Source organism: Rickettsiales bacterium (assembly GCA_041396965.1).
In the GTDB taxonomy this organism is placed as follows: domain Bacteria; phylum Pseudomonadota; class Alphaproteobacteria; order Rickettsiales; family SXRF01; genus SXRF01.
Window position 1 is genome coordinate 45692 of record JAWKXN010000001.1, and the last position, 18304, is coordinate 63995.

19 protein-coding genes are annotated in these 18304 nt (G+C 37.0%); 9 read left to right on the top strand and 10 right to left on the bottom strand.

The features are described 5' to 3' along the window. Window positions 1-23 precede the first annotated feature (23 nt). The 7 genes from hemE (at window position 24) to gshB (ending at window position 5006) form a co-directional block, all read left to right on the top strand. On the top strand, window positions 24-1061 hold the full coding sequence (gene hemE / locus R3D71_00260) for a uroporphyrinogen decarboxylase (GenBank protein MEZ5690082.1): 1038 nt from the start codon (window positions 24-26) through the stop codon (window positions 1059-1061). Then, window positions 1048-2181 (top strand): ferrochelatase, encoded by a 1134-nt coding sequence (hemH, locus tag R3D71_00265; GenBank protein ID MEZ5690083.1) that lies wholly within the window; start codon window positions 1048-1050, stop codon window positions 2179-2181. The genes hemE and hemH overlap by 14 nt, the downstream gene beginning before the upstream one ends. Next, the gene (gene hemJ / locus R3D71_00270) at window positions 2182-2628 is read left to right on the top strand and encodes a protoporphyrinogen oxidase HemJ (GenBank protein ID MEZ5690084.1); all 447 of its coding nucleotides are present in this window, start codon (window positions 2182-2184) and stop codon (window positions 2626-2628) included. Window positions 2629-2722: 94 nt separating this feature from the next. Continuing rightward, complete coding sequence (locus tag R3D71_00275) at window positions 2723-3052, top strand: hypothetical protein (protein MEZ5690085.1); 330 nt, start codon at window positions 2723-2725, stop codon at window positions 3050-3052. 6 nt (window positions 3053-3058) lie between these two features. Then, window positions 3059-3442, top strand: coding sequence for a YraN family protein (locus tag R3D71_00280; protein MEZ5690086.1), 384 nt, complete (start codon window positions 3059-3061; stop codon window positions 3440-3442). After that, on the top strand, window positions 3442-4044 hold the full coding sequence (locus R3D71_00285; GenBank protein MEZ5690087.1) for a BON domain-containing protein: 603 nt from the start codon (window positions 3442-3444) through the stop codon (window positions 4042-4044). Before R3D71_00280 ends, R3D71_00285 begins: the two co-directional genes overlap by 1 nt. 5 nt (window positions 4045-4049) lie before the next feature. Continuing rightward, complete coding sequence (gene gshB / locus R3D71_00290; protein MEZ5690088.1) at window positions 4050-5006, top strand: glutathione synthase; 957 nt, start codon at window positions 4050-4052, stop codon at window positions 5004-5006. A gap of 6 nt (window positions 5007-5012) precedes the next feature. On the opposite strand, the gene R3D71_00295 is transcribed toward gshB, so the two are convergent. Continuing rightward, window positions 5013-5690 carry an IS1595 family transposase gene (locus R3D71_00295; protein ID MEZ5690089.1) on the bottom strand — a complete coding sequence of 226 codons (678 nt, stop codon included), beginning with the start codon at window positions 5688-5690 and terminating at the stop codon, window positions 5013-5015. 100 nt (window positions 5691-5790) lie between these two features. Here R3D71_00295 and R3D71_00300 point away from each other — a divergent pair, with 100 nt between their 5' ends. Both R3D71_00300 and R3D71_00305 read left to right on the top strand, forming a co-directional pair. Beyond that, a complete protein-coding gene (locus tag R3D71_00300) occupies window positions 5791-6048 on the top strand; it encodes a hypothetical protein (GenBank protein MEZ5690090.1) in 258 nt (85 codons plus the stop codon). Continuing rightward, window positions 6041-6364, top strand: coding sequence for a type II toxin-antitoxin system HicB family antitoxin (locus R3D71_00305; GenBank protein MEZ5690091.1), 324 nt, complete (start codon window positions 6041-6043; stop codon window positions 6362-6364). The genes R3D71_00300 and R3D71_00305 overlap by 8 nt, the downstream gene beginning before the upstream one ends. On the opposite strand, the gene cysQ is transcribed toward R3D71_00305, so the two are convergent. From cysQ to R3D71_00350, 9 genes are all read right to left on the bottom strand, one after another. Next, window positions 6357-7121 (bottom strand): 3'(2'),5'-bisphosphate nucleotidase CysQ, encoded by a 765-nt coding sequence (gene cysQ, locus R3D71_00310; protein MEZ5690092.1) that lies wholly within the window; start codon window positions 7119-7121, stop codon window positions 6357-6359. The two genes, R3D71_00305 and cysQ, sit on opposite strands and share 8 nt — an antisense overlap. A gap of 26 nt (window positions 7122-7147) precedes the next feature. After that, a complete protein-coding gene (gene purH, locus R3D71_00315; protein ID MEZ5690093.1) occupies window positions 7148-8689 on the bottom strand; it encodes a bifunctional phosphoribosylaminoimidazolecarboxamide formyltransferase/IMP cyclohydrolase in 1542 nt (513 codons plus the stop codon). A gap of 71 nt (window positions 8690-8760) precedes the next feature. After that, entirely contained in the window at window positions 8761-9495 is a 735-nt protein-coding gene (locus R3D71_00320) for a YoaK family protein (protein ID MEZ5690094.1), read from the bottom strand. A 17-nt stretch (window positions 9496-9512) separates the two neighbouring features. Beyond that, window positions 9513-11423: a nucleoside-diphosphate sugar epimerase/dehydratase gene (locus R3D71_00325; GenBank protein MEZ5690095.1), complete on the bottom strand. Its 1911-nt coding sequence runs from the start codon at window positions 11421-11423 to the stop codon at window positions 9513-9515. Between the two features lie 4 nt (window positions 11424-11427). Further along, window positions 11428-12420, bottom strand: a complete 993-nt coding sequence (locus tag R3D71_00330; GenBank protein ID MEZ5690096.1) for a hypothetical protein — start codon at window positions 12418-12420, stop codon at window positions 11428-11430. Further along, a complete protein-coding gene (gene mutL, locus R3D71_00335; GenBank protein MEZ5690097.1) occupies window positions 12420-14315 on the bottom strand; it encodes a DNA mismatch repair endonuclease MutL in 1896 nt (631 codons plus the stop codon). Before mutL ends, R3D71_00330 begins: the two co-directional genes overlap by 1 nt. Continuing rightward, entirely contained in the window at window positions 14306-15607 is a 1302-nt protein-coding gene (locus R3D71_00340) for a hypothetical protein (GenBank protein MEZ5690098.1), read from the bottom strand. Before R3D71_00340 ends, mutL begins: the two co-directional genes overlap by 10 nt. Continuing rightward, window positions 15604-16929 (bottom strand): pitrilysin family protein, encoded by a 1326-nt coding sequence (locus R3D71_00345; GenBank protein ID MEZ5690099.1) that lies wholly within the window; start codon window positions 16927-16929, stop codon window positions 15604-15606. The genes R3D71_00340 and R3D71_00345 overlap by 4 nt, the downstream gene beginning before the upstream one ends. Beyond that, window positions 16929-18290, bottom strand: coding sequence for a pitrilysin family protein (locus R3D71_00350; GenBank protein ID MEZ5690100.1), 1362 nt, complete (start codon window positions 18288-18290; stop codon window positions 16929-16931). Before R3D71_00350 ends, R3D71_00345 begins: the two co-directional genes overlap by 1 nt. Between the last annotated feature and the right edge of the window lie 14 nt (window positions 18291-18304).

Genomic DNA, 18304 nt, shown 5'->3' on the forward strand with positions numbered 1-18304 from the left:
TTATATATATTTTTTTATTTATTATGACTTATAAAAATACCTTCCTATCAAACTTTGAGAATAGTAAAAATATACCAAGTAAAATACCTTTCTGGTTTATGCGCCAAGCAGGAAGATACCTTCCTGAATATAAAAAAATTCGTGGTAACTTCTCTAATTTTTTAGAATTCTGTTATAATCCAGAAGCGGCGTGTGAGGTAACAATCCAACCAATTTCCAGATATGGAATGAGCGCGGCTATTATATTTTCAGACATTTTGGTTATTCCTGACGCACTTGGCATGGACGTAAGATTTGTTGAAGGACAAGGTCCAGTTCTAACTCCTCTAAAAAACATATCTGAACTTTCATACGAAAATTTCTCAAAAATACTAGAACCTGTCTATCAGGCAATAAATATGGTCAGAAAAGAGCTTAATAAAGAAACCTCTCTTATTGGTTTTTGTGGTCTGCCTTGGACTCTTTCCTGCTATATGTTAAATGGAAAATCCAGCCGTGATTTTCAAGAGGTTAGGCAAATAGCGTTACAAAAAAAAGAGTTTTTCACTAATCTTACCGACCTTCTCATATCAGCTATATCTGAGCATAGCTTAAAACAAATTGAGGCGGGAGCTGAGGTTATTCAACTATTTGACTCATGGGCGGGAGTTCTTAGCGAGCGGGAATTTTATGATTATTCAATAATTCCCACTAAAAAAATAACAAAAAAAATAAAAGAAAAATACCCTAATATACCAGTGATAGGGTTTCCTCGCCTTGCCGGTAGCAAAATAATTGATTACGCCAAAGAAACAGGGGTAGACGCTGTAAGTTTTGATGGTTCTATCTCACTTGATATCGCTCATGAGGAATTAGCGGATTACGTAGTAGCTCAAGGAAATCTTGATCCAGTAACGCTTGCCTGTGATAAAGAACAAGCCATAAGGCAGACAAAAAAAATAATTGAAAAAATGTCAGATAAAAGGTTTATTTTTAATCTATCTCACGGTATCTTGCCTCATACACCTGTTGATAATGTAGCTGCTATTTGTGATGTGATTAAGAGTTATGACCGAAAATAATGAGAATAATATTGAGAAACTTGTGGAAAAAAATAGTGAAAAAACCGCTGTGATATTATTTAATCTCGGTGGACCTGATGAGATAAGGTCTATAAAGCCTTTTCTTTTCAATCTATTTTATGATCCGGCGATAATTTCTCTTAATAATCCAATGCGTTGGTTGCTCGCTAAGTTTATCTCCTCAAATAGAACGCCAAAAGCTAAAAAAATATATAATAAAATAGGTGGAAAATCACCGATACTTGAGCAAACTAACGCGCAAGCACAGGCTTTAGAGGAAGAACTTTCTTATAAAAATGAACAAGAAGGGCGGGAATATAGAGTATTTACTTGTATGCGCTATTGGCACCCTATGAGTGATACTGTGGCTAAAAATGTAAAGAAATATAACCCTGATAATATAATACTTCTTCCTCTTTACCCGCAATTCTCAACCACTACCACCGCTTCATCTTTTGATGATTGGGAAAGAGCGGCAAGCAAGGTTGAACTGGACGCACCAACCAGTAAAATTTGTTGTTACCCAACAGATCTTGGCTTTATCGCCTCACATGCTAGACTTATAAAAGACGCTTACTGGCGAGCTTCTGAAACTGGAAAACCAAGAGTTCTTTTCTCAGCGCATGGTCTTCCAGAAAAAGTGATAGAGAAGGGAGATCCTTATCAGTTTCAGGTAGAAAAAACTGTGGAGATGATAACACAAGTTCTTGCCATTGAGGAGCTGGATTATAGTATTTGCTATCAAAGTAAGGTAGGAAGACTTAAATGGCTGTCACCATCAACAGAAGATGAAATAAAAAAAGCCGGAACAGAGGAGATACCTTTACTTATAGTTCCAGTATCGTTCGTCTCAGAACATTCAGAGACTCTGGTTGAGCTTGACATTGAGTATAGAGAGCTTGCCGATAAGTGGGGAGTTACTGGATATGTTCGTGTTCCAACACTTGGTGTTGACTCAATGTTTATTGAAACACTCGCTGATCTTTGCCTTAATATAAAAGAAAAGGGCGTTACTCAGTCATTTGAGGCAAAGAGATTATGTAAGGAAAATTTAGGAGCTTGTCCATGTTCGTTAAGTGAGAAATCAGATGATGTAAATTTGGATAAGGAAGCAGCCTAAATGATGGATGGGGATTTATATCATTGGATAAAAGCACTGCATGTAATAGCGGTAATATCATGGATGGCTGGTATGCTTTATCTGCCAAGACTTTTCGTTTATCACAGTCAAGTAAAAATAGGCAGTCCAGAATCAGAGTTATTCAAAACAATGGAGCGTAGGTTGCTGCGTATTATCATAAACCCAGCGATGATCGTAGCTTGGGGAGCGGGAACTTGGTTAATTTTCTATACTAACGCTCTTGATCCAGCAAATGGGTCGTGGATGCATTATAAGCTTACATTTCTTATTATAATGCAGATAGTACACGCTATGATGGCACGTTTCCGCCGGAATTTCGCTAATGATATAAATACCAAATCAACCAAATTCTATCGTATTTTCAATGAGGTGCCAGCTATTCTAATGATCGGTATAGTAATTATGGTCATTGTAAGACCAGTTTGATTTTTTATTAAAAAATTTTTACTTTTATTGCCACCTATAATATAATAATACTCATTAATTATTGATTTTATGGATGGGCGTAATTATGAAAAGTTTGAGTAAACGTTTAGATGATATATTGCATCAAAAATTGGTTGATTACTATAAAATAAAAATAGGTAAAGCAAACATGAGTAATCTTGCTGCTTCAAAAGTTGGAGAGTTAAGAGGTGTAATTGCTGAAGGTTTGGCTGATAGAAGTGATAGAATAATGCCCAAAACAGGAAAAATAATAGAAACAGTCTTGAGTTTATCCGATGACGAATTAAATGGATATATAGAGCAGGTCGCTGGAACTGGTACTAAGAATACTAGTCATGCTATCAGTAGAAAAGGTAATAATGGAAGCAGAAGAACTGGAACCGGTATTTACCATACGTTATAAATAAATATGAACAAAAATTCCAAAAGGAAAAAAGCATATAGGTTAGGAATAGCGGCGGAGAAAAAGGCCGCTATTTTTTTATGGCTTAAAGGATACAGTATAATAGAAACCAATTATTCATGTCCGCAAGGTGAGATAGACATAATAGCGAAAAAAGGAAAAACCATAATAATCGCTGAGGTAAAGGCAAGAAAAAATTTTGACGATTGCGCGTATAGTATCACACCTAGCAAAAGACAAAAAATATCAAAAGCGACTAACTGGTTTATGACTTATGGCAAAAAAAAATCCATATTTATAAAAAATAATGATTACATACTGCGTTTTGACGCTATATTAATAACGCCGAAGAGATTACCCAAACATATAAAAGACGCTTGGAGGGAATAATGCGTATTATCAAACTTGCTGTATGTTCACTTGCTTCTGTTTATATCTCAGCTTGTGTGCCATTAATGATTGGTGGGGCTACTGAGGGAGCGATGGTGGTAGCCCAAGAACGCTCAGTTGGAAACGCTATTGATGATACCGCTATAACTTTCCAGATAAAAAATCTTTACGCTAACAAAGACTACGCTGATCTTCTCGCCAATGTAGAAATAAAAACCATAGAGGGTAGGGTGCTACTTACTGGAAATGTGGATAAACCTAACTCACAGATAGAGGCGGTCAATCTCGCTTGGCGGGTGGAAGGAGTAAAAGAGGTAATAAATGAAATCCAGATAAACGACCAGTCAGGATTTATTAATTACGCTAAGGATGTATGGATAAGCACACAGGTAAGAACCAGACTATTATTTGGTAAAAATATCCGTGACGTGAATTATTCGGTAATTACCGTAAATCAGGTAGTATATTTAATGGGGATCGCTCAAAATCAAGAGGAACTTAACAGAGTTACTAATTTAGTAAGTACCACTGATTCAGTAAAAAAAGTTGTAAGCTATGTCCGTTTCAAGGATGATCCACGTAGAGGTTATCCAGTTAATTAGACACTATGACCTTGAACATAGCCATACAGATGGATGATATTAGCTCCATCAACTATAACAGCGACTCAACACTTCCACTCGGTATGGAAGCGCAAAATCGTGGTTATAATATATTCTATTATACACCAGATAAGCTTAGTTATAAAAATGGTGAGATTATCGCTTTCGTCCATAAAATAAAATTTTTCGCTGATCAAAACCATTATTACGAAATTAGGGAAGGTGGTTCAGTTAATTTAAGGAAAATGGATGTGATATTTTTGCGTCAAGATCCACCATTTAACATGACTTATCTAAGCACTACCTATCTGCTTGAGCAACTCCAACCAGATGTTCTGGTGGTAAATGATCCAGTAAGCGTACGTAATAATCCAGAGAAAATATTTCCTACCATATTAAAGGAATTCATGCCGGAAACCCTAATCAGCGCTGATATAAATGAGATAAGAGATTTTTACACCGAGTATAAGGATATAGTAATAAAACCGCTTTACGGACATGGTGGTAGGGGGATTTTGCGCTTAAAAAAGGATGATGATAATTTTGATTCTTTGATAGAAATGTTATTTACCAATAGCAAAGAGCCGATAATAAGCCAGCGTTTCCTGCCAGAAGTAAAGGGTGAGGATAAAAGGGTGATAATGATAGATGGAGTAGCGGAAGGAGTTTTTGGCAGAATTCCTTCTGATGGAAATATCAGAGCGAATATGCGGGTTGGCGGACAGGTAATAAAGTCAGAACTAAATAAGAAACAAGCTGAAATATGCGAAGCGCTGAACAAACCTCTTCAAGATAAGGGAATTATTTTTGCCGGACTTGATTTTATCGGGAATTTTCTTACCGAGATAAATATAACCTCACCAACCGGAATCAAAGCAGTAGAAAAGCTAGAAAATAAGAGGTTAGAGAAAAATATCTGGGATGCTATTGAAAAAAGATTCTATATAAAAAATAGGGTCTAGACACTTTTAGAGGGGATTTTTTCTAAATTCCTTTAATAACAGATTATATATGCTATCACACCTGTGATTAAAACGCCACTCTGATTCTTTAAGATGTAGATAGAATTTTTCATCTGTTAATCCATTAAATTTAGCCATTCTTCTCTTTGCAAAAGACCAGAAAGACTCCATTCCATTTACATGACATTTTCCTCTTGCAAACTCGTCATGAGAGTGAAAAACGCGGTAGTGGTCATAACCATTTACAACTAATGAATCATAAGCCTTCCATCCATCTGTATTGATACTCGATCCCTCAAGAATCTTTCCTTGAATAATAGGCATAAGCCCTTGTTTTGAGCAGTTTTCTACGATTTGGGCATATACCTTTCCTTCGCGTTTTAAAAGCCCGAAAACAGGTGTTTTACCAGCTGCTTCGCGACCTCTTTTTCCACGCACTAGCTTGGCTCCAAAATATGATTCATCGCACTCAAATACGCCAGAAGTTTTTTGTTCTCCAGCTTCTTTTTGAGCGAGAACAAAAATTCTTTGGCGTATTTGGTTGAATAATTTGTTGATCGCATTACGACTCAAGCCACAAATCTCAGCAGTGTCTGACGCTGTTAAATCAAGAGAAAAACACTTGATTATTTGCCTAAATTTACTTTCAGAAAAATGCGCAACTTTCTTATATCTATTTCTCATAATCTAAACAATAACTTAAGTGATAAATTAATCACCTAAAAGGGTCTAGACCCAAAAAATATTTATTGAATAGTATCAGTATTAATACTATAATAGCCCTATGGATAAGATAGAAAAACTTATTGATGAAATAATAAAATCACCAAAAAATGTACGTTTTTCTGACTTATCTAAGGTATGTACTTACTATTTTGGTAAACCACGTAATAGTGGAACGAGCCACTATGTGTATAAAATGCCATGGCAAGGTGATCCACGTGTAAATATTCAAAATACTAGGGATGGAAAAGCTAAAATTTATCAAGTTAAACAAGTATTGTTCGCAATTAAAAAGCTAAAGGAAGAAGAGAATGACTAATCATGAACACTATACATACAGAGTTACATGGTCAGAAGATGATATGGAACATGTCGCTTTATGCGTAGAATTTCCCAGCTTGTCATATTTGGCGGAAAGCCCAGCTAAGGCTTTGCGGGGTATGGTTAAATTAGTTGGAGAGGTTGTATCCGATATGGAAAAAAATGGTGAACAGATACCAGAACCACTCGCGAGTAGAACGTATAGTGGAAAATTTCAGGTGCGTATTCCCCCTGAACAACACAGAATTATAGCCATTCAGGCAGCAGAACAAGGGGTAAGCTTAAACCGGTATATATCAGCGAAGCTTACTTAATCTTCCCAAAAGCGATAAATTCAGGATTCTCAAAGCCTTTTTTACCATAAAGAAATTCACTGCCACTTGCCGTTTTTATATCACCTCCGGCGGCTTTTAATATAGCGTGTCCAGCGGCTATATCCCATTCCATAGTCCTACCGAAACGTGGATATATATCAGCTTTTCCTTCGGCTATCAGACATAATTTTACTGAGCTAGAGCTTTTGATTATTTCATGAACATTTAATGTATCAAGATAGGCGGTAGTTTTTTCTGAAAAACTCGAACGGCTGCGTACCACCGTAACCCCTTCCGCTGGTACTTCCCTTGTCTTAATTTCCATCGGACTGTTTTCACCAATTTGCTTATAAGACCCATACCCATCCATACCATAATACAAAACCCGCTGAGCTGGGCAGTAAATCACTCCAAAAACCAGCATTTTATTCTCAATAAGAGCGATATTTACTGTAAATTCATCCTCACCACGCACAAAACTTTTAGTACCGTCCAAAGGGTCTATTAAAAAGAATATATCATGGTTATGGTCTCTTGATGACTCATCTTCTTCGGTTATTAACGGTATATCAGATATATTTTCTGATAATTTTTTGATTATGTAGTCGTTAGCGGCAATATCAGCTTCGGTTACTGGGCTGCTATCCGCTTTACTCATGGTAGAAAAACCATCACCGACATAACCCATTATTATTTGCCCAGCCTCTCTTGCTATTTCACAAGCGTTTTCTATATATTTTTTATATGTATCGTTCATTTTTCCCTATATAAACAATCACAAAATCAATGCCTAAAGTGGCGGATTCCAGTAAATACCATAGAGATATTATTTTTATTTGCTTCTTCTATAACTTCACTGTCACGTATTGAGCCACCCGGTTGGATTATAGCTGTTATACCGGCTTTTGCCGCCATCTCCACATTGTCAGGGAAGGGAAAGAAAGCATCAGAGGCAAGCACTGCTCCTCTAGTATCGAGACCAGCGTCAGCGGCTTTTAAGCAGGCGATGCGAGTCGCGTCAATCCTACTCATTTGTCCAGCGCCAATACCAATGGTCGCCTCATCACGCGCTAAAACTATAGTGTTGGATTTTACATGTTTAGCGATAGTAAAAGCGAACATAAGGTCGCCTAACTTACTATCGTCAGCTTTTGTAGAAGTAACAGTTTTTAGCTCGTTACTCGTTACTATAGTATCATCCTCCTGATATAAAAACCCACCGGATATGGTTTTAACTGTCATTTTACCAGCTGGTTTTTTCATTTCACCTGACAGTAATAATTTAAGTTTTTTACGACTTTCTAAAATCTCCAAAGATTTTTTGTCAGCGTCAGGAGCTATCATCACTTCCAAGAATAATTTACCAAGAGCGGCGCAAAATTTCTCATTAAGAGGGCGGTTTACCGCTATGATCCCACCATATGCCGATACCGGATCGCAAGCTAGCGCTTTATGAAAAGCATCCACTATATTGTCAGACACCGCGACACCACACGGATTAGCGTGTTTTACTATAACTACCGCCGGTTTTTCAAACTCACGAACTAACTCAAAAGCGGCGCTAGCGTCATTGAGATTATTATAGCTAAGCTCAGCGCCTTGTACTTGCTTTGCCGCCGCTAAAGTTCCCACTATATCAGATATTGTATAAAATGCCGCTTTCTGATGTGGATTTTCACCATAATGTAACGATTGTTTGAGTTTTCCAGCAATCGTCAAATTTTCTGGAAAATCTGTTTCGTTTTTCGCGTTTAGCCAACTACTTATCGCCGCGTCATAAGAAGCGGTTTTTGAGTATGCTTTGGCGGCTAGTAATTTACGAGTTTTTAGAGTTGTAGATCCATTATTTTCTTTCATTTCAGTTGTTACGGAAGCGTAATCATTTGGGCTCGTTACAATAGTAATATATTCGTGATTTTTCGCCGCGCTACGAACCATGCTCGGACCACCAATATCAATATTTTCAACACAGCTATTAAAATTAGCGCCTTTTGCCACAGTTTCCTCAAATGGATAAAGATTTATCACCACTAGATCTATGGTAGTTATATCATGCTCATTAAGCGCGTTTTTATGTTCTTCGTTATCACGCACAGCAAGTATCCCGCCATGTATTTTAGGATGCAAGGTTTTTACCCGCCCATCCATTATCTCAGGAAATCCAGTATGGTCAGAAACTTCTTTTACCTCTATACCAGCGTCACGCAGGGTTTTTGCTGTGCCTCCGGTTGATAATATAGTTACGTTATTGTCACGTAAGAATTTGGCGAAATCAATTAATCCAGTTTTATTGGAAACGGAAATAAGAGCGGTTTTTATAGGCATTTTTATTTTCTTCTTAGTTAAAGTTAATTAATTAACGGATGAGTATCTGGTTGCTTTAAATACAACTATATTTATTTTTTACTAGTAAAATCGTCAATAATTGGCACAGATGCTAAAATAGCAAGGATAAATGATAGTGGGAGTACAGTTATAAAACCAAAATACTTAAATGAAAAAGCTCCACATATACCACCACCAAGAAAGGATATTAACAGTGATATATAAAGCATAAAATTTTCTGAATTGAAAGTAGAGTCTTTTTTTTCAGAAAATATACAATAGATATAGCGTCCACTTTCTATACCTATATCAGTGGCTATACCAGTTACGTGTGTAGTGCGAATACGAGCATTTGATACTCTTGTTATTATGGCGTTTTGTAGTCCCATTATAAAGCAAAGAAGTGATATGGTTAAATTTACGGACAGAGATACAAAATTGAAGTAATTGCTGACGATTGACCCAAAAAGCATGAGAAGAAACGCCTCAAGCATCAGAGGAAGAGCAAATTTACTGGTGAGATTCCTTTCTTTAGCGAAACTCATAATAATGCTAGAAGTTGTGGCTCCAAGTATAAATGACAGCAGAAATAATAATGCTGATCCTGCTAAGTTAAATCGTTCAATCGCAATAAAATCGGCTATAGAGGAAACTATTCCACTCATGTGTGAAGTATAGTAGCCAACAGCAAGAAAACCTCCAGCGTTTACCGTTCCGGCTATAAAGGCAAGAATTATCCCGAGATATAAATCGTATTTTTTATCCCGATTTTTGCCAGTAAGATTCCTAATAATTTTTTTTGGCATATAGAATTCACCATAAATTATATAGAGGATTTCGTTGTGAATTCAGGAACAAGCTGTTTAAGCAACTCCAAAGACTCTTTGGAGTTACGATTTCTACATTCATCATATAAAACTAAAAAAGCTTTCCGTAGATGCTTTATATCAGCCTCTCTGGGTGAGGCAAGAAAAATACCTTTATTTGTGGTCTCAACTATATTTTCTGATAGATGGAAAAGTTCCTCATATAATTTCTCACCGGGGCGCAAACCGGTAAATATAATATCAATATCCGCATATGGTTTAAGTCCGGCGAGCTTTATCATTTGCAATGCGAGATCAAGTATTTTTACCGGTTGCCCCATATCAAGCACAAATATATATTCTCGCTTCTCCTGCATTTCATTACCAAGAACCGCTGCTTGCAATACCAGCTCTACCGCTTCTCTTACGGTCATAAAATAACGGGTCATTTCAGGATCGGTAACAGTAAGTGGACCACCATTTGCTAGTTGTTCGTTAAATAGCGGTACTACTGATCCAGTTGAGCCAAGAACATTACCAAAGCGCACAGTAATAAATTTTGTTCCTTTTTCCCTATTCTTACTTTCCTGCTCACCACGACCAAGCGCCTGACAATAGCTCTCCGCTAGTCTTTTGCTTGCTCCCATAACATTAGTCGGATTAACCGCCTTGTCGGTGGAAATCAAAACCATGCTTTCAATATTGTATTTAAGGCATGCCTCAGCTATATTCTGTGATCCAAAAACATTGGTAAGTATGGCTTCCTCAATATTATATTCAGCTATTGGCACATGTTTTATAGCGGCGGCGTGGAAAACTAGTTCTGGACTATATTTAGAAAAAACATTTGCCACATGTTCTTTATTCCTTACATCGCCAAGCACACAGTTAAGAGAAAGATAAGGAAATTTACCACGTAATTCCCGCTCAATCTGGTATATATTAAATTCATTCATCTCCATTATGATCAGTTCACTCGGATTATATGAGGATATTTGCCTTGCTAGCTCACCACCGATAGTCCCTCCGGCTCCGGTCACCAGAACTTTTTTACTTTCTATAAGCTCACGCATCGCCTTACGATCCAGAACATTTTGTGGTCTTCCCAGCAAATCTTCTACCGCTATCGGGCGAATAGTATTTTTCTCGACTATTCCTTGTTTGAACTCACTTATTTTTGGAAGTCTGGCAAAGGCTATTCCTAAACTATCAGCAATATCAAGCAGGCGACCCATAGCGGCAGCGTCAGTATTTTCATTACTGACTACTAACTTTTGTGGTCTTCTACCTTTACGCTCTAGTTTCCTTACTATAGTAGGTATAACATCGCTGTCACCATAGACACTGACCCTGTGGATGGTACGCCCTCTTTTTACTGGATCATCATCAACTAAACCAACGACCTCATATGGAATTTCAGGATCTCGTTGTGAGTTACGAATAAACTGCTCAGCGCTATCATCAGCGCCAATAAGTAAAACCGGGATTTTGGTTACAGAATTAAAGGAAAAATTAAAAGCTTGATCTTTAACTATACGATATAACGAGCGTGATCCGCCAAGTAGAACCAATAATAACATCCAATTTATAAACAAAACAGAACGTGGCATACCTTCCAGACGGTTAAATATAAACATAAATACCGCGAAAATAAGCACGGAAAGAGTAACTGCTTTTACTATCGCTATTAGGTCTTTTATGGATACATAACGCCAAGATCCACGATAAAGTCGCATATACACGAACACGGTTATACAAATCAGAGTAAAAGAGGAAGTTCCAATGAACAAATAATGATAGGCTTTCTCTATCTGCTCATCACCAAGCCTTATATAAACCGCGAGCAGAAAGCTTAAAGCCGCCATTAGTGTATCATGCGCTATCGCTACTATATCCCTAGTTGAACGGTTGAATTTATAAAGTTTCATGATGTTAGCGTGCTTTTTTTCGTAAAAAGAACCAAATAATAGTAAAAACCATTATATAAGCTATTATCAAATTAAAGATAGCCATATAGTCATGAAGCATACTTTGGACAGCTATAAAAATAAGCAATATATTAATACCAGTGATAACTCTAACTATCCATTGTGGTTTACGACTATTCATAATAGCTCTTAGGGCGCAGCAAGGAATATCAATAGATTGTTTTGAGAATTTCTCAGAAAATGGTCGGTTAAAAAACGTGACAAAACTATCAGTGAGAAAATACGCCGCTATTATAAATATGGCTATTATATGTCCTTCACTAGCCGCCGAAAGAAGCAAATATCCAGCGACAAAACCAACAGGTATGCTTGCTATCTCACCGGCGAGTATTTTTGCTGGATGATGATTCCACCATAAAAAACCAACACCAGCGGCCGCGAAAATTAAAGCCTGAATAGAAAAATCATCAAAAAATGTTCCAGAAAGTACGGTAAGAGCGCATAAACCAAGACCTATTGAAATCATACCTAATGGCATTAATCCTTCTACTTTTTCTAGCCTATCAAAACTATAAATTATCCATAGCCAGAAAAAACCGGCGAAAAATTTATCAATAAGAGTTGGTGGCATCCTATCAAAATCAATGAATATAGATGTATTAAAAGTAGTAAGCGCGACAGATATCGCAAGTAATCTTATAGCTACCTTCGCTATTTGATGAATTGGCATTACATTGCTTAAGAGCGGTATAGCTGTCAGCATGAATATAGCGAGTATTAGGATATAAGTATAATTAGTTTGAACTCCCAAAAAGCCAATAATTATAGCGAACACCAAAGCTATACCACCATTTGTTGGTACTGGTGCTTTTTTCTTTCCGGTCATTATATTTATATCCGGAGATTTAAGGCTATTTCTAAGAGTTAGGATAACCAATTTTGTTCCGATAAGTGAGATAAAAAAAGCCGAGAAAGTAATTATTATATAAAGAGGCATCAGCGTCTTCCAAATAAGATTTCTATATCTTTTAATTTTAGCTCAATATAAGTTGGTCGTCCATGATTACATTGACCAGACAGAGGGGTTTGTTCCATTTGCCTTAATAGATCATTCATCTCCGCTATATTTAACATTCGCCCAGCCCTGATACTACCGTGACAAGCGATAGTTCCCGATAATTGTTCTATTTTTTCTTTAAGGGCAAGAGTCTGTCCATATTCACTTATATTATCAGCCAGCTCTCTTACCATATCTTGAACATTGACCTCACCAAGCATAGCGGGAGTCTCTCTTACTATTATCGTCTCGTCACCAAACTTTTCTATAACAAAACCAAACTCAAGAAGCTCACCTTGTCTCATTATTAGTGCTTCAACCACATCCTCACTTAGAGTGACGATTTCAGGGATAAGTAATTTTTGTCTGCTTATATTATTTTTATTTATTGATAATTTCATTTTCTCAAGAACCAGCCGTTCATGGGCGGCGTGCTGGTCAACTATCACTATACCATCATCAGTTTGCGCTACTATATAGGTCTTATGCAATTGGCAACGAGCGGCTCCCAAAGGATAAGACGTGTAGTCCTGCATACCAACACTATTACTGTCATATTTGTTTTGTTCTTCTGATTTTTCTATTTCTTTATAAATCTCATCATATCTGGCAAGGGGTGGCATCATCTCGGAAGGAATAAAGGGTTCCACTACCGGAGGATGATTATTAAATCCTCCACCAGAACTTTCTTCTAAAATAGGAATATCCATTGCCTTTTCTAAAGGTTGGTAGAATCTATTTAATGGAGAATTAACATTATTATTTATATTACTATAACCAGAAGCGGATTTACTATGTGTTGAAAAACGCTCCAGAGCTGAAGCGCTTACCGTGCTTGAGGCACGAAAACCAACATCGTTAAGAGCGTTTCTAATCGCTCCTACTATTAAACTTCTTACTGCTTGATTATCCCTAAAACGTACTTCCGCTTTCGCTGGATGAACATTTACATCAACTTCCTGATTAGGTATTTCTATAAACAATACAACTACCGGATGACGATCATGCGCTAGTACTCCCTGATACGCTCCTTTTATCGCGCCAAGTAGCAGACGGTCACGTACAGCTCGTCCATTTATAAATAGATATTGCTCACTGGAAGTTCCTTTATTAAATGTCGGAAGAGAGGCAAAACCGGTAAGCCTTATATTATCACGCTTATAATCAAGGGCTACCGAGTTATCGGCAAAATTTTTGCCCATAATATCACTTATCCGGTTAATCCTTTTATTATTAGAAGCCGTTTTTAGAGTGGTTTTACCATTGGAGCTAAGTATAAAAGAAACATGATGATTCGCCATTGCCAGACGTTTTACAATATCATTTATCTGAGCTATTTCCGAACGTTCGCTTTTTAAGAATTTTAGTCTGGCTGGTGTCGCGTAAAATAAATCTCTTATTTTTATAGATGTAGCACAACCAATGCTAGCTGGTGATACATCACCTATATTTCCTCCCTCTACCGTTATTTTCCAACCGTCCTTTTGTCCTGTAGACTTACTAGTAATACTCATCCGGCTTACCGAGCCAATTGATGGTAGCGCCTCACCACGAAATCCCAAAAAATTTATATTAAGTAGATCATTATCAGGAAGTTTAGACGTAGCGTGCCGTTGAATAGCCAGAGATAACTCCTCTTTTGACATTCCCTTGCCATCGTCACTTATAGAAATTAGGTTTTTCCCTCCTTGCTCAAGTGATATTTCAATATTTTTCGCTTTAGCGTCCAAAGAGTTCTCTATAAGTTCCTTAACCACTGACGCTGGGCGTTCTATAACCTCACCGGCGGCTATCTGGTTAATCAAAGTTGGTGGTAAAACACGAATTATAGACATGGCTCAGCAAGCAGATATTTTCTGGTAAGCTTTTTGCTTTCCTCAACTGCGGGTTGATCAAAAGGGTTAATTTCGAACAAGAATGATATAAACATTATCTCCAGCATAAAATGCATAATAAGTGCGCCAAAATGTTCTTCATCAAGCTTTTCAATCTCAATAACTCTTGTCGGGCAGCGATTATGAATAAGAGTTTCTATAGTAGCTTTTTGCTGAGCTGCCATCACATCACCCAAAGTTTTGTCAATCATGTAGAAAGCGTCAGGATGCTCACTATTAAGTACTTCTATATCATCTCCACTTCCTTCACGTTTTATCGTGAGCATATTAAATATTTTATCCTTAGGACCACTTAAATATAGCTGAAGTTGGCTGTGTTGATCAGTAGTTCCCATAGCGCAAACCGGAGTTGTACCTTTTCCTTTTTTACCAAGACTTTCCGCCCAGCATTGACGATACCAAGCGGACAAACCACTAAGACGTTGCCCATAAGGAAATAGCACACTTATGTTGTAGCTGCGCTGGTAAAACGCGTATTGTATAGCCGCTCCAAGAGCCGGAGCGAAACTCGCTGGTGTCTCAGCCTCCTCAAGTTGACGGACAACGGACGCGGCTCCTCTGCGCAAAGCCCTTACATCAATTCCAGCTATTATAGCCGGCAATAAACCAACATTAGTAAGGATTGAGAATCTACCGCCAATATCCTTTTTATGGTCTAAAACTCGCATATTATATTCACGGGCAAGCTGACGCATCGGGTTTTGCCCTTCAGCTTCCTCAGGTTCAGTTATCATAATAAATTGAGCGGGTAGGGCAGTACGTCCAATTTTCTTTTTTATCCGTCCAATAAGGGCGTATGTCTGACTTAATGTCTCAATAGTTTTACCGCTTTTACTGATAACAATAAAACAAGTATTTTCTATCTGGATTTTCGCCATAATATCATCCAGCATATGAGGATCTATATTATCAAGAAAATCAAAAGTTGGAGATACACACGGAGACATAGCGATTAGAGCGGAGCCACTAAGCCCAGAGCCACCAGATCCTACAACCAAAACGTGATTAAAACGACGGCGTATAGCTTCAGCCAGTGTTTCCAATTCTTCAAGATCCTCATCTTGCTTTGTTATATCAAGTATGGGATTAGCACCAGAAAACTTACGAGATTTTATTTTGTTAAATCCTGTTTTCAAATCATCCATAATCGCGCTTATTTCTTCCGCGCTAAGACCATGCACCCCTAGAGTTTCCTGCATACAATAATCCGTTATATGGCGATATGACATCATGGTTTTACTTCCCCATCAAATTTAGGTTTTCCTATCATTACAATTTGTAGCTTATCAGTTTTTATCAGTTTCTTGGCAATATTATTTGCTTTTTCAACTGTCACTTCATTTATTAGCTTATTCCTTCTATTCATATAATCTATTCCCAGATTATGCAATTGCATCATGGTAAGAAAATTTACAATACTGCTATTGCTATCCAGTTTTACCATAAATGAGCCTATAAGAAATTTTTTAGCATCACGTATCTCTTTTTCCGTAACACCATTTTCCACCATCTGCTTAATAGTTTCTTTTAATATAGACACAGCTTCTTTTGCTTTATCATTACGAGTAGCAAATCCTCCACCAAAAACAGCGGCGTGATTCATAGGAGATAAATCAGATGATATAGAATATGTAAGACCTTTTTTAGCTCTTAGATTATCATTAAGTCTTGAGGTGAGGGTTCCTCCACCAAGAATATAATTCATAACATAAGCGTCTATATAATCTGGTGAGTTTCTTTTTATTCCTTCCATAGAGAACAGAATTATAGTTTGTGGTATGTCTTTGTCTATTATCGTCTGTTTTGCCCCTTTTTGAACGGAAATATCCTTTATTTTGATAGCGGAACTATATTTTTTCGGTAGATTATTAAGGTTTTTATCTATCAGCTCTACTAACTCTTGTTCTGTTATATCACCAACAACGCTGATTATAATATTTTCCTTAGTTAAATAATTGCTAGTAAAGTTTTTTAGATCCTTCTTACTTATCGACTTTACGGTATTTTGATAACCGTAATCAGGTTTCGCGTATGGATGACTACCAAATATTTGTTTTTTCCATTCTCTATCTAGTAGATAATAAGGTTTTTTTTCATTTTCTTTAATCAGAGAAATAATCTGTCTCTTTAACCTATCAAGAGGTTTTTTATCAAAACGTGGTTTACTAAGAGCTAAACCAAGATAGTAAAACGCCTGCTGTTTATATTCACTCAAAGTATTAAGATTGGCGTAAAAATTATCATCTCCAGCGCTAAAGGACAGCTTTATAGCTTTTTCCTCTAAGCTATTGGTAAAACTTTCTGAGTTCATATTTCCCGCTCCTTCGGTAAGCATAGAACCAGCAAGTTTTATAAGACCTTCCTTACCATCAGGATCATATGAACTGCCACTATTACGGAAAGCTATATTTACTGAAATTATAGGATTAGAATGTTCCTCCACCAACCATACGTTAAAACTGTTTTTAGTTTTGATTTCTTTAACCTCAGTAGCTTCCGCGCCATTTGCTATAAATATTATTATAAACGGCAATAATAGATAAATTTTTTTCATTACTTATTATCTCCGTTATTATCATCATTTGGCAGCAACATAGCGGTAACACAATTATTGTCATTAAAAGCAATTCTACCAGCCTCTGTAATCTCTTTTTCCGAAACTCTATCTATTACAGAGGGCAATTCATTGAAGTAGCTAGCCTTAAGACCGATTATTTTTATCCAGCCGATAAAATTAGCGACAGAGCTAAGACCATCACGAGCGTAGATAAAATCAGCTTTTAGAAGAGTTTTAGCTCTTTTTAACTCATCGTTTTTTATGCCGTATTTGAGTAGTTTTTCTATCTCTTTTTTGATCGCCTTTTCAAGGGTTTTAATATCAACACCATGCTCAGGAACTGATAATATAAAAAATCCACCAGGACCACGATTAAATCCGCTATAATCAACATATATGGAAGAAGCTAGCTTTTGTTCTTTAATTAAAGATTTATAAAGCCTGCTAGTTTTTCCACCACCAATTATTTGAGAAAATATATAAAGAGGTATAGCTTGTTCTTTATTGCCATAATTAAGACTAGCGGTTGCGCAATTCATAGTTAGTTGCGGTTTTGTAACCTGCTCATGATACATCTTTAGTAGTCTTTGCGTATTTTGTGGTGGCTCATCAGTCCAATTTCTTGTTGGGATCTCGGCTTTTGGTAGGCTACCATAATATTTCTCTACCAGCGGCATTATTTCTTTCGCGGTCACATCACCACCTATAACTAGCATAGCATTGTTGGGATGATACCATTTATTGTGAAAATCAATAACATCCTGTTTGGTAAGTTTTTCTATCTCATGTTTCCAGCCAATTATAGGCATACGATAAGGGTGATGCCGAAACAAAGAAGCATTCACCTGCTCAGCCAAAAGATACTCTGGATTATTGTCAATTCGCATTCTCCTTTCTTCAAGAACCACTTGTTTTTCTTTTTCTATATCTTGTTCAGACGGAGTTATGGATCTCATCCTGTCAGCTTCCATACGCATGGCAAGCGATAAATTATCTTTTGATATATTTATGAAATAGGCGGTAGCGTCACGTCCGGTAAAAGCGTTATGCTCCCCTCCATTGCCGGATATTATATTACTATACTCACCGGATTTATAATTATTTGTTCCTAAAAACATCGCGTGCTCATGATAATGAGCAAGACCTGATTTTCCTAATGGATCATCACTAGCCCCAACAAAATACCATATAGTGTGATTAACTGCGGCAATCCTATGGTTAGGCACAACCACGACTTTAAGACCATTCTCAAGCTCAAAACTTTCTATGACTGATTCAGTTGACGCGGCGTAAGCACTGGCGTTTAGGGTAAGGCTAAATAGCAGCGTAAAAAATATTCTAATTTTTTTTTTCATCATCAGGTTTATTAATA